This window comes from Pseudocitrobacter sp. CD920760 (genome assembly GCF_057782505.1).
Map to the genome: position 1 here is coordinate 2,795,632 of NZ_CM173490.1, position 22,438 is coordinate 2,818,069.

Below are 22,438 nucleotides of genomic sequence, written 5' to 3' on the forward strand. Positions count from 1 at the left end.
ACCTGAGCAGTGTAACCACGGGGAAGCCGCTTTCCCCGTCAGGAGAAATGTCATGAGTAAGTTGCTGGATCGCTTTCGTTATTTCAAACAAAAAGGCGAAACCTTCGCCAATGGCCACGGCCAGGAGTTCCATACCAACCGTGACTGGGAAGACAGCTATCGCCAGCGTTGGCAATTCGACAAAATTGTGCGATCTACCCACGGCGTCAACTGTACCGGCTCCTGTAGCTGGAAAATCTACGTGAAGAATGGCCTGGTCACCTGGGAGACCCAACAGACAGACTATCCGCGTACCCGCCCGGACCTGCCGAATCATGAGCCGCGCGGCTGCCCGCGTGGCGCCAGTTACTCCTGGTATCTCTACAGCGCCAACCGCCTGAAATATCCGCTGGCACGTAAAAAGCTGATTGAACTGTGGCGCGAGTCGTTAAACCAGCACGGTGACCCGGTCCTGGCCTGGGATGCCATCATGTCTGATAAGCAAAAATGCCTGAGCTACAAGCAGGCGCGCGGCAAAGGCGGTTTTGTTCGCTCGTCGTGGAAAGAGTTAAACCAGCTTATCGCCGCCGCCAACGTGTGGACCATCAAAAACTACGGCCCGGATCGTGTGGCGGGCTTCTCGCCGATTCCGGCGATGTCGATGGTGTCTTACGCTGCGGGGACGCGTTATCTCTCGCTGATTGGCGGCACCTGCCTGAGTTTCTATGACTGGTACTGCGACCTTCCTCCGGCATCGCCGATGACCTGGGGTGAGCAAACGGATGTACCGGAATCCGCTGACTGGTACAACTCCAGCTATATCATCGCCTGGGGCTCTAACGTGCCGCAGACGCGTACACCTGACGCCCACTTCTTCACCGAGGTGCGCTATAAGGGTACCAAAACCATCGCCATTACCCCGGACTATTCGGAAGTTGCCAAACTCTGCGACCACTGGCTGGCGCCAAAACAGGGCACCGATAGCGCCCTGGCGATGGCGATGGGCCATGTGATCCTCAAAGAGTTTCATCTCGATAACCCAAGCGAATACTTCCTCAACTACTGCCGTCGCTACAGTGATATGCCGATGCTGGTGATGCTCGACGCGCGTGAAGATGGTTCGTACAGCGCAGGCCGCATGCTGCGCGCCTCCGACCTCGTGGATGGTCTGGGTGAAAGCAATAATCCGGAATGGAAAACCGTGGCCTACAACACCGCAGGCGAACTGGTGGTACCGAACGGCTCGATTGGCTTTCGCTGGGGCGAGAAAGGCAAATGGAATCTGGAATCACTGGCATCCGGCCAGGAGACCGAACTGACGCTGTCGCTGATGGATACCCGTGATACGGTGGCGGGCGTGGCGTTTCCCTACTTTGGCGGTAATGAAAACCCGCATTTCCGTAGCGTGAAACAGGAACCGATTCTGGTGCGCCAGCTTCCGGCAAAACAGTTAACCTTCGCCGACGGTCAAAGTGGCCTGGTGGTGAGCGTCTATGACCTGATACTGGCGAATTACGGGCTCGATCGCGGTCTGAACGATGAGAACGCGGCGACCGATTACGATGATGTAAAAGCCTACAGCCCGGCCTGGGCCGAGCAGATCACCGGCGTACCGCGCAGAAACATTGAGCTGATTGCTCGCGAGTTTGCCGATACCGCCAACAAAACGCACGGTCGTTCAATGATTATTCTCGGTGCCGGGGTCAACCACTGGTACCACATGGATATGAACTACCGCGGGATGATCAACATGCTGGTGTTCTGCGGCTGTGTGGGTCAAAGCGGCGGCGGCTGGGCCCACTATGTCGGCCAGGAAAAACTGCGTCCGCAAACCGGTTGGCTGCCGCTGGCCTTTGCGCTGGACTGGAACCGTCCGCCACGCCATATGAACAGCACCTCGTACTTCTACAACCATGCCAGCCAGTGGCGCTACGAGAAACTCACCGCGCAGGAACTGCTTTCGCCGCTGGCCGATCCGGGCAAATACACGGGTCATCTGGTTGACTTTAACGTCCGTGCTGAACGAATGGGCTGGTTACCATCTGCCCCGCAGCTCAATCTGAATCCACTGCACATCAAAGGGATGGCGGAAGCCGCTGGCGTGTCGCCAACGGACTATACCGCGCAGTCACTCAAATCCGGCGATATTCGCATGGCCTGCGAACAGCCGGACAGCGGTAAAAACCACCCGCGTAATATGTTTATCTGGCGCTCAAATCTGTTGGGTTCTTCCGGTAAAGGGCATGAGTATATGCTCAAATATCTGCTCGGTACCGACAGCGGTATTCAGGGTGAAGAGCTGGGCTCAACCGATGACGTAAAACCGGAAGAAGTGGAGTGGCAAACCGCCGCCATTGAGGGCAAGCTGGATCTGCTGGTCACGCTCGATTTCCGTATGTCCAGCACCTGTCTGTTCTCTGATATCGTTTTACCAACCGCGACCTGGTATGAAAAAGACGATATGAACACCTCGGATATGCATCCGTTTATCCACCCGCTCTCCGCTGCGGTCGATCCGGCCTGGGAATCGAAAAGCGACTGGGAGATCTACAAAGGTATCGCCAAATCCTTCTCCGAAGTGTGTCAGAGCCATCTGGGTCAGGAAACGGATATCGTGCTGCTGCCGCTTCAGCATGACTCCCCGGCAGAGTTGTCTCAGCCATTTGAAATCAAAGACTGGCGCAAAGGCGAATGTGACCTCATTCCTGGCAAAACCGCGCCCAACATTATCGCCGTCGAGCGCGACTACCCGGCAACGTACGAGCGCTTTACCTCCCTTGGCCCGTTGATGGACAAACTCGGTAACGGCGGGAAAGGCATCAGCTGGAAGACGCAGCAGGAAGTCGATTTCCTCGGCAAGCTGAACTACGTCAAGCTGGATGGCCCGGCCAAAGGTCGCCCGAAAATCGAAACCGCGCTGGACGCCTCGGAAGTGATTCTTTCGCTGGCCCCGGAAACCAACGGCCAGGTGGCAGTAAAAGCCTGGGAAGCGCTGGGTGAATTTACCGGGCGCGATCACACCCATCTGGCGTTGAATAAAGAAGATGAAAAGATCCGTTTCCGCGATATTCAGGCCCAGCCGCGCAAAATCATCTCCAGCCCCACCTGGTCGGGACTTGAGAGTGAACATGTTTCCTATAACGCCGGTTACACCAACGTGCATGAATTGATCCCATGGCGCACGGTTTCCGGGCGACAACAGTTGTATCAGGACCACGCCTGGATGCGCGATTTCGGTGAGGCTCTGGTGGCTTATCGTCCGCCAATTGATACCCGCAGCGTCACGCACATGAAGGAAGTACCGCCAAACGGTTTCCCGGAGAAAGCGCTTAACTTCCTGACGCCGCACCAGAAATGGGGTATCCACTCCACCTACAGTGAAAACCTGCTGATGCTGACCATGTCACGCGGCGGGCCGATTGTGTGGATCAGTGAAACAGACGCTAAAGAGTTAGGCATTGTCGATAACGACTGGATTGAAGCCTTCAACGCCAACGGTGCGCTCACGGCCCGCGCGGTGGTGAGCCAGCGTATTCCGCCGGGTATGACGATGATGTACCACGCGCAGGAACGCATTATGAACATCCCGGGCTCGGAAGTGACCGGTCTGCGCGGCGGTATTCACAACTCAGTTACCCGCGTCTGCCCGAAACCGACACACATGATAGGCGGCTATGCGCAACTGGCCTATGGCTTTAACTATTACGGCACGGTCGGCTCGAACCGTGATGAATTCATCATGATCCGCAAAATGAAAAACATTGACTGGCTGGATGGCGAAGGTCAGGACCAGGTACAGGAGGCGAAAAAATGAAAATACGTTCGCAAGTTGGGATGGTACTGAATCTTGATAAATGCATCGGCTGTCACACCTGCTCAGTGACCTGTAAAAACGTCTGGAGCAGCCGCGAAGGCATGGAGTACGCGTGGTTTAATAACGTGGAGACCAAACCCGGCATTGGCTATCCGAAAAACTGGGAAGATCAGGATAAATGGCAAGGCGGCTGGGTGCGCGGAATCAGCGGTAAGCTCACGCCTCGCCTCGGTGGTAAGCTCGGCCTGCTGTCAAAAATCTTCGCCAACCCGGTGCTACCGGCTATTGATGAGTATTACGAACCGTTCACTTACGATTACCAGAATCTGCACAATGCGCCGGAAGGAAAACACCTGCCTACCGCGCGTCCGCGTTCGCTGATTAGCGGCGAACGCATGAACAAAATCGAATGGGGTCCGAACTGGGAAGAGCTTCTGGGCGGTGAGTTCGATAAGCGCGCCCACGACCGCAACTTCGAGTCGATGCAGAAAGAGATGTACGGCGCATTCGAAAACACCTTCATGATGTATCTGCCGCGCCTGTGCGAACACTGCCTGAACCCCAGCTGCGTGGCGACCTGCCCGAGCGGCGCGATTTATAAGCGTGAAGAAGATGGCATCGTGCTGATCGACCAGGACAAATGTCGTGGCTGGCGTATGTGCATCAGCGGCTGTCCGTATAAAAAAATCTACTTCAACTGGAAGAGCGGCAAGTCAGAAAAATGCATCTTCTGTTATCCGCGCATTGAGTCCGGCCAGCCGACCGTGTGTTCGGAGACCTGCGTCGGGCGTATCCGCTACCTTGGCGTACTGCTCTATGATGCGGACCGTATCGAAGAAGCGGCCAGCACAGAGCATGAAACGGATCTCTATGAGCGTCAGTGCGACGTATTCCTCAACCCGAACGACCCGGCGGTCATTGAAGAAGCGCTGAAACAGGGTATTCCGCAAAACGTTATCGACGCCGCCCAGCGCTCGCCGGTCTATAAAATGGCGATGGACTGGAAGCTGGCCCTGCCGCTGCATCCGGAATATCGCACCCTGCCGATGGTCTGGTACGTACCGCCGCTGTCACCGATTCAATCCGTGGCCGACGCCGGTGGCCTTCCGCGCAATGGCGGCGTGTTGCCTGCCGTAGAAACCCTGCGTATTCCGGTGCAATACCTCGCCAATATGTTGAGCGCGGGCGATACCGGCCCGGTACTGCGCGCCCTGAAACGCATGATGGCGATGCGACATTACAAACGTTCGCAAACCGTCGAAGGCGTCACCGATACTCGCGCTATCGAAGAAGTGGGCCTCAGCGTGGAACAGGTTGAAGAGATGTACCGTTACCTGGCTATTGCTAATTACGAAGATCGCTTTGTGATCCCCACCAGCCACCGCGAACTGGCGGAAGATGCCTTCCCGGAACGCAACGGTTGCGGCTTTACCTTTGGCGATGGCTGTCACGGTTCGGACACCAAATTCAACTTGTTCAACAGCCAGCGAATCGACGCCATCAACATCGATGCGGTAGATGCAGGCGCGCAGCGCAAGGCTGGAGGTGAATAATGCAAATTCTGAAGGTGATAGGCCTGCTGCTGGAGTATCCGGATGAGGTGTGCTGGGAGAATCGCGACGAGCTGATTAATCTGGTGGAACGCGATGCGCCGATGCTGCTGCCGTTTGTGATGAAGCACCTCAGCGTGCCGCTGCTCGATAAGCAGGCGGAATGGTGCGAGTTTTTTGAACGCGGTCGCGCCACGTCGCTGCTGCTGTTTGAACACGTGCATGCGGAATCACGCGATCGCGGCCAGGCGATGGTCGATTTAATGGCTCAGTATGAAAAAGCCGGGCTGCAGATCGACTGTCGCGAACTGCCGGATTATCTGCCGCTGTACCTGGAATATCTCAGCGTTGTTCCCCCTCACGACGCGCAGGATGGATTACAGAACGTCGCGCCGATTCTGGCGCTGCTTGGTGGCCGACTCAAACAGCGCGAGGCACCGTGGTATCAAATTTTTGATGCCCTGCTGATTATCGCCAACACCTCACTTTCAAGTGACAGTGTCACAAAACAGGTGTCGGGTGAACCGCGCGACGACACCCGACAGGCGCTTGATGCAGTATGGGAAGAGGAACAGGTGAAATTTATCGAAGATAATGCCACCAGTTGTGACAGCTCCCCGCTGCAAAGCTATCAACGACGCTTTAGCCAGGACGTTGCTCCACAGTACGTCGACGTCCGTGCCGGAGGCCCGAAATGATCCAGTTTCTCAACGTCTTCTTTTATGACATCTACCCCTATATTTGCGGCACGGTATTTTTGCTCGGAAGCTGGGTGCGTTATGACTACGGCCAGTATACGTGGCGCGCCTCGTCCAGCCAGATGCTCGACAAGCGCGGGATGGTGTTGTGGTCGAATCTGTTCCACGTCGGCATTCTGGGGATCTTCTTCGGTCACCTGTTCGGCATGCTAACGCCCCACTGGATGTACGCCTGGTTCCTGCCGATTGCGGTAAAACAGCAAATGGCCATGATCCTCGGCGGCGTGTGCGGCGTGCTCACGCTGGTGGGCGGCGCGGGCCTTCTGGTGCGTCGGCTGACCAACCCACGCGTGCGCGCCACTTCCAGCACCGCCGATATCCTGATCCTCAGCATTTTGCTGATTCAGTGTATTCTCGGGCTGACCACCATTCCGTTCTCGGCGCAACATCCGGACGGCAGCGAAATGCTGAAGCTGGTTGGCTGGGCGCAGAGCGTGGTGACCTTCCAGGGCGGCGCATCCACGCATCTTGACGGCGTGGCGATCATTTACCGCGTTCATCTGGTGCTGGGGATGACCATCTTCCTGCTCTTCCCGTTTACCCGTCTGGTACACGTATGGAGTGCGCCAATTGAGTATGTGACGCGGCGCTATCAGGTAGTGCGGTCACGTCGCTAAACGTTAGAAATGCCCGGTGGCGCTTGCGCTTACCGGGCCTGGTTTTTGTAGTCGCACGCTTACTTCGCTACCGCGTTCACTCTTACCCGTGCAAAGACAATCACCATCGCGCTCAACAGTAAAATCCCACTTCCCATAAATACCCCGCTGGCCCCATTAAGGTCAAACACCAGGCCACCGCCCGCCGCGCCCGCGCTAATCGCCAGTTGAATGGAGGCCACCAGTAATCCCCCTGCGCTCTCGGCTTCATCGGGAATGGTCGTGGCAAGCCACGTCGACCAGCCTACCGGCACCAGGCCAAAGGCAAAGCCCCACATCGCCACCAGCAGTGCGTCGAGTAATACCATATGACCAAATATCACCATCAGCAGAGCCAGGAAGCTCATCACAAACGGTACCAGCGCCAGTGTTAAATGTAAGTTTCGGCTCAGCAGATACCCGGCAACGGACGTACCGATAAAATTCGCCACGCCGAAGCCAAGTAAGATCAACGACACGCCCTCCACGCTGGTTTGCGCTACGGTTTCCAGAAACGGCCGTAAATACGTGAAGAAGGCAAAATGACCGCTAAAAATTAAAATAGTGGCAAACATTCCGCCTAACATGCCGGGGCGAGCCAACACCTTAAACAGCGTGGCAAAACTGCCCACGCTTTGCGGACGCATGGATGGCAACACCCAAAGTTGCCAGAACAGCGCCACAACGCTCGGTACCGCACAGAGGATGAAGACATTACGCCAGCCAATCAGTCCACCAAGATAGCTACCCAACGGTGCTGCCACGACGGTAGCGATAGAGACCGCGCTAAAAATGATCGCCAGCGCCTTCGGCACCATCGCTGCGGGCACCAGCCTCATCGCGGTCGCTGTCGACATTGACCAGAAGCCCCCAATCGCAATACCCAGCAGCAAACGCCCTAATAACAAAACATTAAGTGACGGAGCAAAGGCCACCATCAGGCTGGAGATAATCTGTAAAACAGAGAAGAACATTAACACCCAGCGGCGATCGATATTTTTAGTCGCAGGCGTAATCAATAAGCCCGTTACCAGCGCAATTAAGGCCGTCGCCGTCACCGCCTGCCCGGCCATCCCCTCGCTCACGTTCAGGCTTGCCGCCATGGGCGTCAACAGGCTGGCGGGCAGAAACTCCGCCACGATCAAGCCAAAGACACCCAGCGCCAGTGCATAGACCGCCCGCCAGGCCGGTTTGGTTTTATCCAGACCGGCTTCCGCTGCAATGCATGTGCTCATAAACATCTCTCCAGAATAATTAACAAATTTTCGACAAGATTAGGAAATCCTCATCAGACGATCTATGATGGAAACCCCTTTACTCTTGATAATTCGTCCGGGAGTGGTGTTATGACGCTTCAGCATCTCGATCTCACCAGCGAACTGCTGGCAGGCATGCGGCTCTCAGGCGTGAGCTACCGCCGTATTGAGAGCGGCCGACCGTTTGGCGTAGAGTTCAGCGCCGTCGCGGGGAAAGCCCAATTTCATTTCATTAGTCGTGGCCCGGTGCTGCTACGCACTGCAAGCGGGCAACAGTTCAATCTGGAAAGCGGCGATGCGCTGTTTATTCCCAATGGTTCCGGTCATTTCCTGCTCTCAGATGACCGCGCCACATCAATGAATGTTCTGGATCTGCCGACAACGCCCGTCTGCTCCACCGTATGCTGTGTCAAAAATGGCGGTGAAACGGCGGCGGATGAAAGCGCGATTATCTTCAGCGGCTGCATGGATTTTGAACTTGGCGGCATGCAACCGCTGGTAAAAGCCATGCCGGAAGTGATGCTGGTAAGCCGCTTGCTGACGACATGGCCGGAAATTCACCCCTTACTCACCGCCATGGAGCGCGAATCCCTCACGCGTCAGGCGGGATACGCCGGCATCCTCGCGCGTCTGGCCGATGTAGTGGCCGCGCTTATCGTGCGCGGTTGGGTGGAGAGCGGCTGTGGAAATGCAACGGGATGGGTGCAGGTGCTACGCGATCCGAAGCTGGGGCGCGCGATCCATGCGATGCATACGCAGCCGGGTAACAACTGGAAAGTAGAAGATTTGGCGCGGGAAGCGGGCATTTCACGCTCAATTTTTGCCGAGCGCTTTCTGGCCGCTACCGGAATAACGCCCGCCCGCTATCTGACAGAACTGCGGATGCGGCTGGCAATGCAGTATATCGCCGATGAAGGCGTAGCCCTTGAACAGGTTGCTTTTCGGCTTGGCTACAGTTCACTCGCCGCATTCAGCCGCGCGTTCAAGCGTATCACCGGAAAAGCGCCGGGCGCGGCACGCCAGGCACCGCGAGGAGAAGCAGCATAACGCCTACTTCCCTGCCTCCGGATGCGTATCAAACGCCGCCATCACCGCCGCCAGCTCGGCTTCACTGAATCCGTGACGCGGGTCGTCCACACCCAGACCAAATCGAGTTTGTAGCGTTTCATAAAGCGCGGAGACATCGGCAAGCCGCGTTTTCTCAACCGCGTGCCCCTTATCCCAATGGGTGAAACTGAAATTCGTTAAGGTGAGTTTTCCGCCCTCAGGCAAGTGGCGGCACATCAGCAGATGGTGACGGAAATGCGACTGCGGCCAGTGTGCGGACCAGAAATTGCCCATCACATGATCGGCGAAGTACTGCTTATCCAGCGTGAAAATGTACATCGACTGCCAGTGTTCATGATGGCGGAACTGGAGTGTCCAGTTCACCCCTTCGCGCAACAAACGGTAATCACCGTGCGGCGTGACCTGCTCAAGGTCGGCTTGCAAACGAATTGGCGCGGTAAGTGTCTGGCCGCCAAAACCGACGTCGGCTATCCAGCGCTCGCCTTCCACATCAACCAGCAATAAGCGATGCGTTCTCGGCGGAAGCTGCGGCGGGTTTGCCAATACGACACGTCCAAGCAGACTGCGAACGGTAAAGCCAAGTTCATGCAGCGCACGCTCCAGCAGACCATTCTGTTCAAAGCAATACCCGCCACGGCGGGCGGTAATCAGTTTGTCCTGTAATGATTGATCGTCTAGCTGCATTTCACGCGGCAGCAGGACGTCAATGTTTTCAAAAGGAATGGCACAGTTGTGCAGAAGATGCAGTTTACGCAGCGTCTCGACGGTGGTTTCAGGGGTTCCTTCCCAGCCAAGTCGGGAAAAATAAGTGTGCAAAAATGGCGTCATAAGTCATTCCTTATCATTCAGTGCAGTACTTATAACCCATTTTCGCCTCTCTATTGGCGTTTTTGTGCGGTGGCCGAGGTGATATCAGAATGCAATCGTTTCACCGTCATCCGGTGCGCTGACAAATGCATCGATTTCATTGATGCGCGCATATTCCAGTAGTTCTTTACGGGTTAACAGGCAGTGATTAATCGCTTCCATATGGGTAGCAACAATGTGTGCTTCCGGCACAATAAGATGCGCGCGAATAAGATCTTCAGCACCAAAAATAATCGGGCCGTATTTTAAAATATGCGCCCAGCCGGTATTCATAATGACGACGCCGGGCTGGTAGCGATGCAGGTTATCCGCAACGGGTTGGACCCAAATAGTATCGCCAATGAGATAGAGCGTTTTCTCTGACGGATGGCGGAAGACTACGCCGCAGGCGTCGCCCATTCGCTCACCGACCGCCGCATCGGCATAAGCCGCGTCCGAACCGTGTTGCCCCTCGGTTTTAATCAGCTCAATATCACTGAACATTGAATGTTCTGATAATACCGACAGATGTGTAAAACCCTGCGAGGTTAATAATGCGCGGTCGCGTTCATTTTGCACATAAATTAGCTTATCTTTTGGAATCAGCTTAACCGCAGCGTCATCCCAATGATCCGGATGCGTGTGGGTCACAATAATGGCATCCACCGCTAACAGCGTTTCGATATCAAAGGGTAATTCCACCATCGGTACCCGAATATGAGACCGAACACAACCTGCATAGCCAGGATAGGCATCTTTCGCTGCCAGCAGCGGGTCGATAAGGAACGACTTACCGGCAAAATGGATAATCTGGGTTGCGTTGCGCACCTGGGTAATTTTCATCTCAGTACTCCTGACGTGTTCAGATGGCACCAGTATGGCGGCTGTTGCCATCCTGCAAAATAGGCCTGATTGACAAACATCGATGGAATTGAGCCACTTTTTATCGACAGTGGCGATTCGCCCGGTACGCACTTGCTTTATGCGAGAGATACGACATTACTATTATGATGTATAAACTTTTATTGGACACCCTATGAGCCATTTCCGCCCTGTTGAGTTAAGACATGCCAGCCGTTTACTGAATCATGGCCCGACGATCCTTATCACCAGCAAGGACGAAAAAAGCGGCCGTCGCAATGTGATGGCAGCAGCGTGGTCGATGCCCGTGGAGTTTGATCCGCCGCGTATTGCTATTGTGGTGGATAAAAGCGCCTGGTCACGCGAGCTTATCGAGCGTAACGGCACCTTTGGCATCGTGGTGCCGGGGGTTGCTGCCACCAACTGGACTTACGCCGTTGGCAGCACGTCCGGGCGCGATGAGGATAAATTTAACAGCTACGGCATCCCAACCGTTAATGGTCCGGTCCTGGGGTTGCCCATGATTGAGGAAAAGTGTCTGGCGTGGATGGAGTGCCGACTGCTGCCGGAAATCAATGCCGCCGAAAAATACGACACATTGTTTGGCGAAGTCGTCTCTGCCGCCGCTGATGGCAATGCTTTTATCGAAGGGCGCTGGCTGTTTGACGATGATAAACGCAATACGCTGCATCATCTTGGCGCGGGAACGTTCGTCACCAGCGGAAAGCTGGTGCGCGCGCTGGATTAACCTGCAGAACGTTTCGCCGGATAGCCACTGCCACCCGGCGAAGCATTACATGCTGTAACCCGGCTTTTTAATAAGCTCATTCATGTGCGGGCCAATCTGGCTATCCCAGACTTCTTTCCACGCTTCTGGCTGAACCTGCGTCCAGGCGACACTCACGGAACTGTTTTTGCTGTGCAGATGGCGGATGATCACCTCGGTAATATCCGCAGCCAGCGCTTCGGTCTCTTCGGCGTTCAGTTCATGAGGAAAACTTTTGATATCAACGTGTGGCATAGCAGGCTCCTTATTATAAGAGGTTTAAAGCTACCACAGGTACGGCGGGCGGGTTGTTAAATTGTGCGTTAACGAAGGGCAAGAACCAGCGTGTGGGGCTGCACCGGGGATGCAACAAAACCGAAGCGCAGATAGAACGCCTTGGCGGCATCATTAAGCGCATGCACGACGAGGCCACGCACGCCTACCGTTTCCGCGATTAACATCGCACGCATTACCGCTTCGCGCAGAAGTTTGCCTCCCCAGCGCTGCTTTTGAAACGCGCTATCTACGGCGAACCGTGCAATTAAAACAACGGGAATAGGTTCTGGCATGTTTCGACGAAAAGCACCGGGTACCGCTTCACGCTGGATAGCGCCTGTAGACAAAGAGTAATATCCGATTACCTGCTGGCTGCCTTTTGGACATAAAACAAATGTTCTTGTCGCGCCACTCTCTTCATTACTTAATGCCCGACTGCGAAGCCAGTTATCCAGCACTGGCTCACCGCAGCTAAACTCATCCACATTGTGGGAATGAGTTAATCTCTCCGTGAGATCTTTTACCATGAATATTTATCACTCATCAGTTCCTGAAAACCTTTATTCTCAGATAAGGGGGTGTCCAGAATACGTTGAAATTCAGCAAATTGTTGGTCATTTACGATAAACAGTCGTTGATCTAACAGTACTTCTTGTGCCTTTTCACAGGCAGCATTAAGCATAAAATCAGTGCGAGAAAGCGAGATAAGCTGCGCCGCAAGATCAATCAGATCACGCTGACGTTGATTCGCTCTAAGGTTGATGGGCGCTTCTTTATTTCTACTAGTCATAATGGAGTCCGTATATACAATGGATATACAAATTATAGTATCTTTTTTCAGCAGTCCGCAACCGGTAATGCAGCTCCTTACACCAGACTCACTTACAACGAATACCCCGAAATCATCGCCAGAATATCCTGTTCTTCACTGTACTTACCGCGTAATGCAGGAAGTTGTTTCTCCGCCTTTGAACAGTGCTCGTCGACACCGGCTTTTATCTCTTTCTGCTGTTGCTCCGGAAGTGACGGGTCCCACTCTCCGGCCAGATGCTGGCATATTTCGGCCTCATCGATAAAACGCTGAACATCCTGAGGAACAGCCGTTTCGCTTTGCGCACTGAAGGCAGTCAGAAGCATGACGGCAAGTGAGAGTGAACGATATGATTTCATTGTTGTGACATCCTGTCCTGAATGAATAGACGACGCTATGACGCGTTCCTGCGAGCCCCTACCTTAACCGTACTTCCTCTTACGCGTTTATGATTTAGATTAATTTATTATCACGCAGCACCTGCTGGAGATCGCCTCGCTGGTAGACGGCGCCGGCCACCGACACTAACCCTGGCGTGTTGAGCTCAAACCACGGGCGTCGCGGGCCCCAGGTCATCATCACCGCGATATAGCAATCGAGCAATGTGATTTCACTACCCAGCGCGTAGGGCTGAGCGCTTAGCTGTGTTTCCAGCCAACGATAAAGAGACTTGCGGTATTCAATACAGTTTTCTGTTAACTGCTCCGAGGCTTCGGCTGCCCAACGCTCGGGATAATCAGCATAGGTGAAAGTGGGATACACATTGGCGACCAGCCAGATAAGCAGACGCTGGAACTGTTGCCTTTCCGCTCGACCAATTGGCGGCGCAAGATCAGGGCAACGATCGAGCACCATCAGGGCAATAGCTGCCGTTTCGGTCATGATTTCGCCGTTTTCCAGTTCCAGCGTTGGCACCTGACAAAGCGGATTGCGCACTTTCAGTAACTCGCGCTTCGGCCCCGGCTGATCGAAACCATCAACATCAATAAAGGTGTAGGGAATTTTCGCGAGTGTGAGCATCAGTTCGCTGATAGCGGAACCCCAGCCCGGTACACCGTAGAGCGTTATCATGCTGCCTCCACTTTTGGGGAAAGGGATAAGTGTAGTGCAACAGGTGAAAGTGATGATAAACGATGTCTACGCCGACTCTCGCTCAATGAGTTCAAACCCTAAATCCAGAATCGTTTCATCGCGCGTGACATGCTCGATACGATCGGCCAACAGTATCGCCGCACGTTCACCGATCCCGCGTCGGTCAACGCTTACCGTGGTGATTGCCGGACGATTAAACGCGGCAAAATCAAGATCGCCAAATCCCATTACCGCGATATCCTGAGGTATACGTACCCCGCGGGATTCCGCTTCCATGATGGCCCCCTGCGCCAGCGTGTCAGAACTACAAACAATGATATCGAATTCGCTTTCGGCTAAAAGCTGGCTCAACCCGCTACGCCCGAGCGCCAGCGAAGCGGGGAGCGGAACATCGACTTGCGGCGGTTCGTCAATGTTATGACGCCTCAATACCTCGCATAAACCGTGCTTACGTTGTGCGGCACGGCGATCGGCGGTCCACAGTAATCCAGGACGTCGGTAGCCTTTCTTTATGAGATATTCCCCCGTCGCCTGACCGACCTTTTCATGGGAAAATCCCACCAGCATATCCAACGGCGTGGGGGTGAGATCCCAGATTTCTACCACCGGAATAGCGGCATTAAGTATCACCTTTTTAAGTTCCGTGGTGTGATGAATACCGGTAAGCACCACGCCATCCGGGCGACGAGAAAGCAGCGTTGCTACCAGTTCAGCTTCCGCTTGCTGCGTATAACCCGCTACGCACAGCAGAATGTGATAACCGCGCTGGGCCAGGGTATCGCTCAACGATTGAATGGTATCAACAAACATATTGTTGTTAATTTGCGGCACCACAACGGCAATGAGTTTGCTACGCCGTGATGCCAGTCCGCCAGCAAGTGCATTCGGGATATACCCCGTGGCACGCACCGCCTGCATCACTTTTTCGACCGTTTTTGGCCTCACCAACTGCGGCGTATTGAGCGCCCGGCTTACCGTCATTGAGGACAATCCGGCAGCACGCGCGACGTCTTCGAGCGTTGGCGCACGGGGTGTTTCGGGACGTTTCAATGTGGTTAGTCCTGCCTCAGAGGATAATGTTGAATATGCATTATTCATGATGTTTCCCGCTATTACCAGACGGCCTCATTCCTGTCTCAGCAAAAACAACCGCTTAGAGAATAACATTAATTACAAAATGTTAGCGATATCATTATGCATTGTGCAGTTCCACAAAGCTGCCTGGAATGTGAAATCAATACCACGATATTCCCTTTTTAGTCACACTATTGTGATCATTTGTTCAAATTTAACCCAATCCTCTGGCCTGTTAAAAAATGCCAGGATACAAATGTTAGCGCAAACATTTATTTATCAGGAGACATTTATGACCTTTAGCGCAAATTCCGAGTCAGTGACCTACGCGAAAGCGGCCAACAGTAAAACCGCTGCAGAAACGGGTGACCGTATTGAATGGGTCAAGCTTTCATTGGCCTTCCTGCCACTTGCCACCCCGGTTAGCGACGCAAAAGTACTTACCGGACGCCAGAAGCCGCTGACCGAGGTGGCAATTATCATCGCCGAAATTCGCAGTCGCGATGGCTTCGAAGGCGTTGGTTTTAGCTATTCCAAACGCGCTGGCGGCCAGGGTATTTACGCGCATGCCAAAGAAATTGCCGACAACCTATTGGGTGAAGATCCCAACGATATCGATAAGATTTACACCAAACTACTGTGGGCCGGGGCATCCGTTGGCCGAAGTGGCATGGCCGTTCAGGCCATCTCCCCTATCGATATTGCCCTGTGGGATATGAAAGCAAAACGTGCGGGATTACCGCTGGCGAAACTTTTGGGCGCACATCGCGATTCAGTACAGTGCTACAACACCTCAGGCGGTTTCCTGCATACGCCGCTGGATCAGGTCCTTAAGAACGTGGTGATTTCACGTGAAAACGGCATTGGTGGTATCAAACTGAAAGTCGGCCAGCCAAACTGCGCGGAGGATATCCGCCGTCTGACCGCCGTACGTGAAGCGCTGGGCGATGATTTCCCGCTGATGGTCGATGCCAATCAGCAGTGGGATCGCGAAACCGCCATTCGTATGGGCCGAAAAATGGAACAGTTCAATTTAATCTGGATTGAAGAGCCGCTTGATGCCTATGACGTGGAGGGCCACGCACAGCTTGCCGCCGCGCTGGATACGCCTATCGCTACCGGTGAAATGTTGACCAGCTTCCGCGAGCATGAACAGCTGATTCTGGGTAATGCCAGTGATTTTGTTCAGCCGGATGCGCCGCGCGTAGGGGGAATTTCTCCGTTCCTTAAGATTATGGATCTCGCCGCTAAACATGGTCGTAAGCTGGCGCCGCATTTCGCGATGGAAGTGCATTTACATCTTTCCGCGGCCTATCCACTGGAGCCGTGGCTGGAGCATTTCGAGTGGTTGAACCCGCTGTTTAATGAACAACTAGAACTGCGGGATGGCCGGATGTGGATTTCCGATCGCCACGGTCTGGGTTTCAGCCTCAGCGAGCAGGCCCGTCGCTGGACGCAGCTCTCCTGTGAGTTCGGAAAACGTCCGTAATTTTCGGGCGGGTTATCCCGCCCTCTTTCCCTACAACATTCTCTCGCAACCCTGAAAAAGGAGTGGGTGATGAATACAATAATAAAACGTACCAATGTCCGTTACAGCATTTTGATATTTCTGTTTTTAGCAACCGTATTTAACTATGCCGATCGCGCAACACTATCCGTTGTCGCACCGATTATGAGTAAAGAGCTGGGATTTGATCCGGAATCAATGGGCCTCGCATTTTCTGTATTTGGGATTTCCTACGTCATCATGCAACTGCCCGGTGGCTGGCTGTTAGATCGTTACGGCTCACGTTTGGTTTACGGTTGCGCATTAATCGGCTGGTCTTTGGTAACGATGTTTCAGGGCACCATTTATCTTTATGCCAGCCCGCTCATTGTACTGGTAGTGCTGCGCTTAATGATGGGTGCAATTGAAGCACCGGCCTTCCCGGCAAACAGTCGTTTAAGCGTGCAGTGGTTTCCAAACAATGAACGCGGATTCGTCACCTCGGTGTATCAGGCGGCGCAGTATATTTCATTGGGCATTATTACGCCGTTAATGACCATCATTCTGCACAACCTGAGCTGGCATTATGTGTTCTATTACATTGGTGCGATTGGCGTTTTGCTGGGCATATTCTGGCTGGTAAAAGTGAAAGATCCGCTGCAACATCCCAAGGTAAATCAGCAGGAACTTGATTATATTCGCGAGGGCGGCGGTGAGCCGACTCTGGGTAGTAAAAAAGAACAACACAAACTAACGCTGGCGCAAATCAAAAGCGTGTGCGTAAACCGAATGATGATTGGCGTTTACATCGGACAGTTCTGCGTGACATCCATTACCTGGTTTTTCCTGACCTGGTTTCCGACCTATTTGTATCAGGCTAAGGGAATGTCGATTCTTAAAGTTGGGTTTGTTGCCAGTATCCCCGCGATCGCAGGGTTCATCGGCGGATTAATGGGGGGCGTTTTCTCTGACTGGCTACTTAAACGCGGTTACAGCCTGACGACCGCGCGGAAATTCCCGGTTATCTGTGGCATGCTGCTTTCGTGCGTTATTATTGTCGCCAACTACACGTCTTCGGAATTTGTGGTGATTGCGGCCATGAGCCTGGCCTTCTTTGCCAAAGGATTTGGTAATCTGGGCTGGTGCGTGTTGAGTGATACCTCGCCTAAAGAGGTGTTAGGTATTGCGGGTGGCGTTTTCAATATGTGTGGTAATCTCGCGAGCATTGTGACGCCACTGGTGATTGGCGTGATCCTCGCGAATACCCAATCTTTTGATTATGCGATTCTGTATGTTGGCTCAATGGGGCTTATCGGCCTGGCTTCGTATTTGTTTATTGTCGGGCCACTGGATCGTATTACCCTTACGCCGTCTGCGGCGTAACCGAACCTGGCGATATATCGCCACCGCTACTCCGGTATGACTGTACTCCGCCGGAGTGGCGTTTTTTAATCGCAGATTCAACGTTCCGCCCCTTCTTCATCTCCTTCCTTAATGGCTTTTCTGGTAAGAACATTGCCTGATGCGCTACGCTTATCAGGCCTACGGACTCCTGCAATATATTGAACAGGCAACATTTTGTAGCTACCGTCTTGAACGTCAAGCGGTAGCTGCATAATTTTCGTCCCAGAGAAGCCGCGTTTTTAACACTCCGAAGCATAAATGCACCAGTTTGCGCATAACCGCTCCCAGTGCGGCTTTTTTGGCTTTACCCTTTGCGACCAGTCGTTCATAAACAGCTTTTGCCTGTTTGTTCCAGCGGCACGCGCTCAGCGCTGCAACATACAGCTTAGCCCGTACTTCCGACGGCCCTGTCTTTGACATATGGGGTCTGCCACGTACCGAACTCCCCGACGTTTTCTCTACCGGCGTGATACCCAGATAAGCCGCGACCTGTGAGGCGCTTTTGAACGTCCCGTCTTTCAGCAGTGCCAGCATCTCCCGCCCGACCTGATCTTTAACGCCCTTGATCGATTTCAGTAAATCAAGATCAGCCTTCAACCCCGGATCGTTATCTGTATGATCGGTTATGAGTTTTTCTATCCGGGCCAGTTCATCGCTCAGCCAGCTTTTCGTCCGCTCAAGTGAACGGATGACCTCCTGCGGAGTGGTTGTGGAATTCGCTTTTTCCAGCCGGTTCACCGTGCGCTGAACATCCTCTTTCAGGGCATCCCGCTGGCGCAGCAGCGCCCTCAGCTTGCGGACTTCGGGCGAAGGTGGAACCCAGGCATTCGGGTGTTTCAGCTCGCCATAACAGGCCAGAACGAAGGCATCCACAGCATCATTCTTGTTGAGAATACCCATCCCGCTGGCAAATTCACGAACACGATAGGGATTAGCCATGCAGACTCTGACACCGGCTTCATGCAGGCCATATGCCAGATTTTCATGGTAGATACCCGTCGCTTCCAGCACGACCGTCACACTTTCCGGAACGCATTTTTGTGCGCTCAGCCAGTCGATAACTTTGCTGGAGACGTCGGGTTCATTGGTCAGAACTTTGTGTTTTTTTTTGCCGCCGGGACCGGCAGTAAGCAGACAAACATCGATTTTATTTTTACTGACATCAATACCGAGAGTACACATCGAGAATCTCCTTTCACCTGAGCCAACACGTCATTCCAGCCTTGTACATACGAAGTCAGAGCTTCTGGTTACCGTTCGGATTTTGAGTGACGTGAAAGGTGAAACGGGAGGCTTAAGCTACGTCGAAAGATCGATGTCTTCAGGCCGGATACAAGCTTCTCCCGTTTCATGTAGCTGATAGCTAATCAGCTACCAGTTCAAGATACAAGGCCGGATAAGCGTAGCGCATCCGGCAAGAACAAAGCACACTTCGTCAGCAACCTGAAATGTTCAGGCTAACGTTAACACTCTTTATACTGTTCGTCTGTCACCTGCTCGAGCCAGGTGACCGGGCTGCCATTTTCGGCTTCAGCAATGGCGATATGGGTCATTGCCGTTTCAGCACTTGCGCCATGCCAGTGTTTTACCTCCGGCGGGATCCACGCGATATCGCCCTGGTTCAGCACTTCCGGCGCTTTCCCCCACTCCTGCAACCAACCGCGCCCCTGCGTCACAATTAACGTCTGGCCCAATGGATGCGTATGCCAGGCGGTGCGTGCGCCGGGTTCAAACGTCACCGTTGCCCCACCCACTTTCGCGGGGGCTTCAGCCTGAAAAGGCGCATCGATTCTGACAGTACCGGTAAACCAGCTGTCCGGGCCTTTGACTGACGGCAGCGATCCACTACGAATAATTTTCATCGGTTTCTCCTTACGTTGTGCTTAATACCGTAGCGCATCCTGGCGATAAGTATTAGCCGGGCAAATATGAAAGGAGCCATGAACGGAATTCATAAATCGTTAAGTTTGCTGAATCGACGACAACCGCGCTGTGAGCAGCCCTGAGATCCTTCATCTATCTTTTGCGTCAATTTGGCGTTTTGTGTAGGATGCAGCGCCATGTTTGTCTTATCTCTGCATCAGAAACGTGAGAAAGACAGCATAATTTGCTATCCACGCAATCGTTTGTTATTGCGCGGGGTAACAGGACATCCGTGAAGGATTTAGACAGGTAAGCAGGTATAAAATTAATGAATACAAAGCACAACACCACCGAGGAGCAGCGTGCGGCGAAACGCCGTTGGCTGAACTCCCACGAAGAGGGTTATCACAAAGCGATGGGCAATCGTCAGATCCAGATGATTGCTATCGGCGGCGCGATTGGTACCGGCCTGTTTCTCGGCGCGGGCGCACGTTTACAGATGGCGGGGCCGTCGCTGGCTATCGTCTATCTGGTGTGCGGCATCTTTTCTTTCTTTATATTGCGCGCATTGGGTGAACTGGTATTACACCGCCCTTCCAGCGGTAGTTTCGTATCTTATGCTCGTGAATTCCTCGGCGAAAAGGCCGCGTACGTCGCAGGCTGGATGTATTTCGTCAACTGGGCGATGACCGGGATCGTCGACATCACCGCCGTGGCCCTCTATATGCACTACTGGGGCGCGTTTGGCGATGTACCGCAATGGGTGTTTGCGCTGGGCGCACTGGCGATCGTCGGCACCATGAACATGATCGGCGTGAAATGGTTCGCCGAAATGGAGTTCTGGTTCGCACTGGTGAAAGTGCTGGCCATCGTCGCCTTCCTGATTGTCGGCACGATTTTCCTCGGCAGCGGTAAGCCGCTTGACGGGAACGCCACCGGCTTCCATCTCATCACCGATAATGGCGGATTCTTCCCGCACGGCCTGCTGCCCGCGCTGGTGTTGGTTCAGGGCGTGGTCTTCGCCTTTGCCTCTATTGAACTGGTTGGCACCGCTGCCGGTGAAGCGAAAGATCCGCAAAACACCGTGCCGCGCGCAATCAATAGCGTTATCTGGCGTATCGGCCTGTTCTATGTCGGTTCTGTCGTGCTGCTGGTGCTGCTGCTGCCGTGGAACGCCTATCAGGCAGGCCAGAGCCCGTTTGTCACCTTCTTCTCAAAACTCGGCGTGCCGTATATGGGCGATGTGATGAACGTGGTGGTCCTGACTGCGGCGCTCTCCAGCCTGAACTCGGGCCTCTATTCAACCGGACGTATTCTGCGTTCGATGTCGATGGGCGGTTCCGCACCGAAGTTTATGTCCAAAATGAGCCGCCAGCACGTGCCTTACGCGGGGATTCTGGCGACACTCGGCGTCTATGTCGTCGGCGTATTCCTGAACTATCTGGTGCCGTCCCAGGTGTTTGAAATTGTCCTGAACGTGGCATCACTGGGGATTATTGCATCCTGGGCCTTTATCGTGGTCTGCCAGATGCGTCTGCGCAAAGCGATTAAAGAAGGTAAAGCGGCGGATATCAGCTTTAAGCTACCGGGCGCACCGTTCACCTCCTGGCTGACGCTGCTGTTCCTGTTCAGCGTGCTGGTGCTGATGGCGTTTGATTATCCAAACGGTACCTACACCATTGGCTCAATTCCGGTGATTGCAGTACTGCTGGTTGCGGGTTGGTTTGGTGTACGTAAGCGCGTGCATGAGATTCATCGCTCGGCACCATAATTGATATAAGAGAATAAAAAAAAGCGGCTGATTAGCCGCTTTTTTTTATATTACAGCGCGATACGAATCACATCGTCCGGCTGAGTCGCTTCTTTCTCGCGAGTCGATTCCTGCTTCACGCTCACGTACAGGGTTTTGCCATCGCCAGAAAGCGCCAGGCTGTTCGGGAAGGTTGGCGTCTTGATGGTTTTGGTCACCTTGTAGGTTTTCGCATCAATCACCGTCACGGTACCCGCTTTACGTTGCGTCACGTAAACTTCATTACGGGCTGGGTTGTAGAGTACGCCCAGGGATTCTGGCGTATCGATAGTCGCCAGGACCTTACCAGATTTCAGATCAACCGCCAGCACCTGCGGTGCTTTAGAGTCGGTGATAAACGCACGCTGACCTGCGGTATCCAGGCTGATGTTGATATAGAAGTGTTCTTTGCCATCGTCCTGAAGTTTCTTACGCTCCAGCACTTTGTTGCTCGCGGTGTCGATAGTCACCAGCTCGCCGTCACCGTTGGTCACATACAGACGCTGCTTGTCTGCATCCACAGCCAGGCCAGTGCCCATTTTACCGGTATTTTCGATGGTCGCTTTCAGCGCCAGTTTCTCGCCGTCAATCGCCCAAACAACGCTCTCTTTACCTAGCCCGGTCACGTAAACGGTGTTGGTTTTCTCATCCACAGCCAGTTCACGCGTTGCCAGCGGGCGCACGGTTTCGCTGCGTTTGCGGTTATCAAGAACCAGACGGCCTTTCACATCGCCCGTTTTGGCGTCAATCGCCGTCACAGTGCTGTTGGTGGTATTGCCAAACCACAGGGTCTGGGTCTGGTTATTAATCGTGGCGCCGAACGGTTTTAAATCGTTATGGATAATCTGGGTAACTTCCAGCGTCACCGGGTCGAGACGGTAAACGATGCCGCCTTTATCGAGTTTACGGCTCTGTGATGTAGCCAGCCAGAGCGCATTTTCCTGCTGGCTATAGGCCATTTCATAAGCCCCTTTGCCGACCGCTTTGCGCAGCATCTCGTCGGCGGCATGGGCGCTAAAGCTGCCCGCCAGTAACAGAGTGCTCAGTAATAACGAACGACGCAGACGCGGTGCGGACAATTGACGTAATGACATGACGACTCCCTTTGAT

The 22,438-nt window shown here is 53.7% G+C and carries 21 protein-coding genes; 9 read left to right on the forward strand and 12 right to left on the reverse strand.

The window, feature by feature from the left end; translation table 11 throughout:
- Positions 1 to 52: 52 nt before the first annotated feature.
- Genes AC1MKH_RS13055 through narI form a run of 4 tightly spaced genes read left to right on the forward strand, consistent with a single transcriptional unit; the run spans position 53 to position 6,718 of the window.
- Complete coding sequence (locus AC1MKH_RS13055; protein WP_276223894.1) at positions 53 to 3,793, forward strand: nitrate reductase subunit alpha; 3,741 nt, start codon at positions 53 to 55, stop codon at positions 3,791 to 3,793.
- Positions 3,790 to 5,346: a nitrate reductase subunit beta gene (narH, locus tag AC1MKH_RS13060; protein WP_276223896.1), complete on the forward strand. Its 1,557-nt coding sequence runs from the start codon at positions 3,790 to 3,792 to the stop codon at positions 5,344 to 5,346. The genes AC1MKH_RS13055 and narH overlap by 4 nt, the downstream gene beginning before the upstream one ends.
- Entirely contained in the window at positions 5,346 to 6,041 is a 696-nt protein-coding gene (gene narW, locus AC1MKH_RS13065; protein ID WP_276223898.1) for a nitrate reductase molybdenum cofactor assembly chaperone, read from the forward strand. Before narH ends, narW begins: the two co-directional genes overlap by 1 nt.
- Positions 6,038 to 6,718: a respiratory nitrate reductase subunit gamma gene (gene narI / locus AC1MKH_RS13070; protein ID WP_015964350.1), complete on the forward strand. Its 681-nt coding sequence runs from the start codon at positions 6,038 to 6,040 to the stop codon at positions 6,716 to 6,718. The genes narW and narI overlap by 4 nt, the downstream gene beginning before the upstream one ends.
- Positions 6,719 to 6,777: 59 nt before the next feature.
- On the opposite strand, the gene AC1MKH_RS13075 is transcribed toward narI, so the two are convergent.
- On the reverse strand, positions 6,778 to 7,971 hold the full coding sequence (locus AC1MKH_RS13075) for an MFS transporter (protein ID WP_276223901.1): 1,194 nt from the start codon (positions 7,969 to 7,971) through the stop codon (positions 6,778 to 6,780).
- 111 nt (positions 7,972 to 8,082) lie between these two features.
- Between AC1MKH_RS13075 and AC1MKH_RS13080 the strand changes: the two genes are divergently transcribed.
- On the forward strand, positions 8,083 to 9,039 hold the full coding sequence (locus AC1MKH_RS13080) for an AraC family transcriptional regulator (RefSeq protein ID WP_276223903.1): 957 nt from the start codon (positions 8,083 to 8,085) through the stop codon (positions 9,037 to 9,039).
- Positions 9,040 to 9,042: 3 nt separating this feature from the next.
- Here AC1MKH_RS13080 and nhoA read toward each other — a convergent pair whose 3' ends face one another.
- Together nhoA and AC1MKH_RS13090 are read right to left on the reverse strand one after the other, a co-directional pair.
- Positions 9,043 to 9,888, reverse strand: coding sequence for an N-hydroxyarylamine O-acetyltransferase (nhoA, locus tag AC1MKH_RS13085; RefSeq protein WP_276223905.1), 846 nt, complete (start codon positions 9,886 to 9,888; stop codon positions 9,043 to 9,045).
- A gap of 84 nt (positions 9,889 to 9,972) precedes the next feature.
- The gene (locus AC1MKH_RS13090; RefSeq protein ID WP_276223907.1) at positions 9,973 to 10,749 is read right to left on the reverse strand and encodes an MBL fold metallo-hydrolase; all 777 of its coding nucleotides are present in this window, start codon (positions 10,747 to 10,749) and stop codon (positions 9,973 to 9,975) included.
- A 193-nt stretch (positions 10,750 to 10,942) separates the two neighbouring features.
- Between AC1MKH_RS13090 and AC1MKH_RS13095 the strand changes: the two genes are divergently transcribed.
- Positions 10,943 to 11,515 (forward strand): flavin reductase family protein, encoded by a 573-nt coding sequence (locus tag AC1MKH_RS13095; protein ID WP_276223909.1) that lies wholly within the window; start codon positions 10,943 to 10,945, stop codon positions 11,513 to 11,515.
- A 45-nt stretch (positions 11,516 to 11,560) separates the two neighbouring features.
- Here the strand turns inward: AC1MKH_RS13095 and pptA are convergent, their stop codons facing one another.
- From pptA to AC1MKH_RS13125, 6 genes are all read right to left on the reverse strand, one after another.
- A complete protein-coding gene (pptA, locus tag AC1MKH_RS13100; protein ID WP_015964345.1) occupies positions 11,561 to 11,788 on the reverse strand; it encodes a tautomerase PptA in 228 nt (75 codons plus the stop codon).
- Between the two features lie 68 nt (positions 11,789 to 11,856).
- Positions 11,857 to 12,336 carry a GNAT family N-acetyltransferase gene (locus AC1MKH_RS13105; RefSeq protein ID WP_276223911.1) on the reverse strand — a complete coding sequence of 160 codons (480 nt, stop codon included), beginning with the start codon at positions 12,334 to 12,336 and terminating at the stop codon, positions 11,857 to 11,859.
- A complete protein-coding gene (locus AC1MKH_RS13110; protein ID WP_276223913.1) occupies positions 12,330 to 12,599 on the reverse strand; it encodes a type II toxin-antitoxin system TacA family antitoxin in 270 nt (89 codons plus the stop codon). The genes AC1MKH_RS13105 and AC1MKH_RS13110 overlap by 7 nt, the downstream gene beginning before the upstream one ends.
- Before the next feature lie 92 nt (positions 12,600 to 12,691).
- Positions 12,692 to 12,979 carry a hypothetical protein gene (locus AC1MKH_RS13115; protein WP_276223915.1) on the reverse strand — a complete coding sequence of 96 codons (288 nt, stop codon included), beginning with the start codon at positions 12,977 to 12,979 and terminating at the stop codon, positions 12,692 to 12,694.
- Between the two features lie 94 nt (positions 12,980 to 13,073).
- A complete protein-coding gene (locus AC1MKH_RS13120) occupies positions 13,074 to 13,691 on the reverse strand; it encodes a glutathione S-transferase family protein (RefSeq protein ID WP_276223917.1) in 618 nt (205 codons plus the stop codon).
- 66 nt (positions 13,692 to 13,757) lie between these two features.
- Positions 13,758 to 14,762 carry a LacI family DNA-binding transcriptional regulator gene (locus AC1MKH_RS13125; RefSeq protein WP_276223918.1) on the reverse strand — a complete coding sequence of 335 codons (1,005 nt, stop codon included), beginning with the start codon at positions 14,760 to 14,762 and terminating at the stop codon, positions 13,758 to 13,760.
- A gap of 316 nt (positions 14,763 to 15,078) precedes the next feature.
- Between AC1MKH_RS13125 and AC1MKH_RS13130 the strand changes: the two genes are divergently transcribed.
- The gene (locus tag AC1MKH_RS13130; protein WP_276223920.1) at positions 15,079 to 16,275 is read left to right on the forward strand and encodes an L-talarate/galactarate dehydratase; all 1,197 of its coding nucleotides are present in this window, start codon (positions 15,079 to 15,081) and stop codon (positions 16,273 to 16,275) included.
- Between the two features lie 69 nt (positions 16,276 to 16,344).
- Complete coding sequence (locus tag AC1MKH_RS13135; RefSeq protein ID WP_276223922.1) at positions 16,345 to 17,655, forward strand: MFS transporter; 1,311 nt, start codon at positions 16,345 to 16,347, stop codon at positions 17,653 to 17,655.
- Positions 17,656 to 17,871: 216 nt separating this feature from the next.
- Here AC1MKH_RS13135 and AC1MKH_RS13140 read toward each other — a convergent pair whose 3' ends face one another.
- Positions 17,872 to 18,858, reverse strand: coding sequence for an IS110 family RNA-guided transposase (locus AC1MKH_RS13140; RefSeq protein ID WP_488450733.1), 987 nt, complete (start codon positions 18,856 to 18,858; stop codon positions 17,872 to 17,874).
- Between the two features lie 281 nt (positions 18,859 to 19,139).
- Positions 19,140 to 19,538, reverse strand: coding sequence for a (R)-mandelonitrile lyase (locus AC1MKH_RS13145; RefSeq protein ID WP_276220114.1), 399 nt, complete (start codon positions 19,536 to 19,538; stop codon positions 19,140 to 19,142).
- A 329-nt stretch (positions 19,539 to 19,867) separates the two neighbouring features.
- Here AC1MKH_RS13145 and ansP point away from each other — a divergent pair, with 329 nt between their 5' ends.
- Positions 19,868 to 21,310: an L-asparagine permease gene (gene ansP, locus AC1MKH_RS13150; protein ID WP_276220113.1), complete on the forward strand. Its 1,443-nt coding sequence runs from the start codon at positions 19,868 to 19,870 to the stop codon at positions 21,308 to 21,310.
- A gap of 50 nt (positions 21,311 to 21,360) precedes the next feature.
- Here the strand turns inward: ansP and yncE are convergent, their stop codons facing one another.
- A complete protein-coding gene (gene yncE, locus AC1MKH_RS13155) occupies positions 21,361 to 22,422 on the reverse strand; it encodes a 7-bladed beta-propeller protein YncE (protein ID WP_276220112.1) in 1,062 nt (353 codons plus the stop codon).
- Positions 22,423 to 22,438 lie beyond the last annotated feature (16 nt).

Excerpts from the sequence above, each read along its gene's own strand:
- AC1MKH_RS13055 (WP_276223894.1), top strand. The coding sequence starts at position 53 with ATGAGTAAGTTGCTGGATCGCTTTCGTTATTTCAAACAAAAAGGCGAA.
- yncE (WP_276220112.1), bottom strand. The coding sequence starts at position 22,422 with ATGTCATTACGTCAATTGTCCGCACCGCGTCTGCGTCGTTCGTTATTA.
- ansP (WP_276220113.1), top strand. The coding sequence starts at position 19,868 with ATGAATACAAAGCACAACACCACCGAGGAGCAGCGTGCGGCGAAACGC.
- AC1MKH_RS13095 (WP_276223909.1), top strand. The coding sequence starts at position 10,943 with ATGAGCCATTTCCGCCCTGTTGAGTTAAGACATGCCAGCCGTTTACTG.
- AC1MKH_RS13110 (WP_276223913.1), bottom strand. The coding sequence starts at position 12,599 with ATGACTAGTAGAAATAAAGAAGCGCCCATCAACCTTAGAGCGAATCAA.
- AC1MKH_RS13135 (WP_276223922.1), top strand. The coding sequence starts at position 16,345 with ATGAATACAATAATAAAACGTACCAATGTCCGTTACAGCATTTTGATA.
- nhoA (WP_276223905.1), bottom strand. The coding sequence starts at position 9,888 with ATGACGCCATTTTTGCACACTTATTTTTCCCGACTTGGCTGGGAAGGA.
- AC1MKH_RS13145 (WP_276220114.1), bottom strand. The coding sequence starts at position 19,538 with ATGAAAATTATTCGTAGTGGATCGCTGCCGTCAGTCAAAGGCCCGGAC.
- AC1MKH_RS13080 (WP_276223903.1), top strand. The coding sequence starts at position 8,083 with ATGACGCTTCAGCATCTCGATCTCACCAGCGAACTGCTGGCAGGCATG.
- narW (WP_276223898.1), top strand. The coding sequence starts at position 5,346 with ATGCAAATTCTGAAGGTGATAGGCCTGCTGCTGGAGTATCCGGATGAG.
- AC1MKH_RS13075 (WP_276223901.1), bottom strand. The coding sequence starts at position 7,971 with ATGAGCACATGCATTGCAGCGGAAGCCGGTCTGGATAAAACCAAACCG.
- AC1MKH_RS13120 (WP_276223917.1), bottom strand. The coding sequence starts at position 13,691 with ATGATAACGCTCTACGGTGTACCGGGCTGGGGTTCCGCTATCAGCGAA.
- pptA (WP_015964345.1), bottom strand. The coding sequence starts at position 11,788 with ATGCCACACGTTGATATCAAAAGTTTTCCTCATGAACTGAACGCCGAA.
- AC1MKH_RS13115 (WP_276223915.1), bottom strand. The coding sequence starts at position 12,979 with ATGAAATCATATCGTTCACTCTCACTTGCCGTCATGCTTCTGACTGCC.
- narI (WP_015964350.1), top strand. The coding sequence starts at position 6,038 with ATGATCCAGTTTCTCAACGTCTTCTTTTATGACATCTACCCCTATATT.
- AC1MKH_RS13140 (WP_488450733.1), bottom strand. The coding sequence starts at position 18,858 with ATGTGTACTCTCGGTATTGATGTCAGTAAAAATAAAATCGATGTTTGT.
- AC1MKH_RS13130 (WP_276223920.1), top strand. The coding sequence starts at position 15,079 with ATGACCTTTAGCGCAAATTCCGAGTCAGTGACCTACGCGAAAGCGGCC.
- AC1MKH_RS13105 (WP_276223911.1), bottom strand. The coding sequence starts at position 12,336 with ATGGTAAAAGATCTCACGGAGAGATTAACTCATTCCCACAATGTGGAT.
- AC1MKH_RS13090 (WP_276223907.1), bottom strand. The coding sequence starts at position 10,749 with ATGAAAATTACCCAGGTGCGCAACGCAACCCAGATTATCCATTTTGCC.
- narH (WP_276223896.1), top strand. The coding sequence starts at position 3,790 with ATGAAAATACGTTCGCAAGTTGGGATGGTACTGAATCTTGATAAATGC.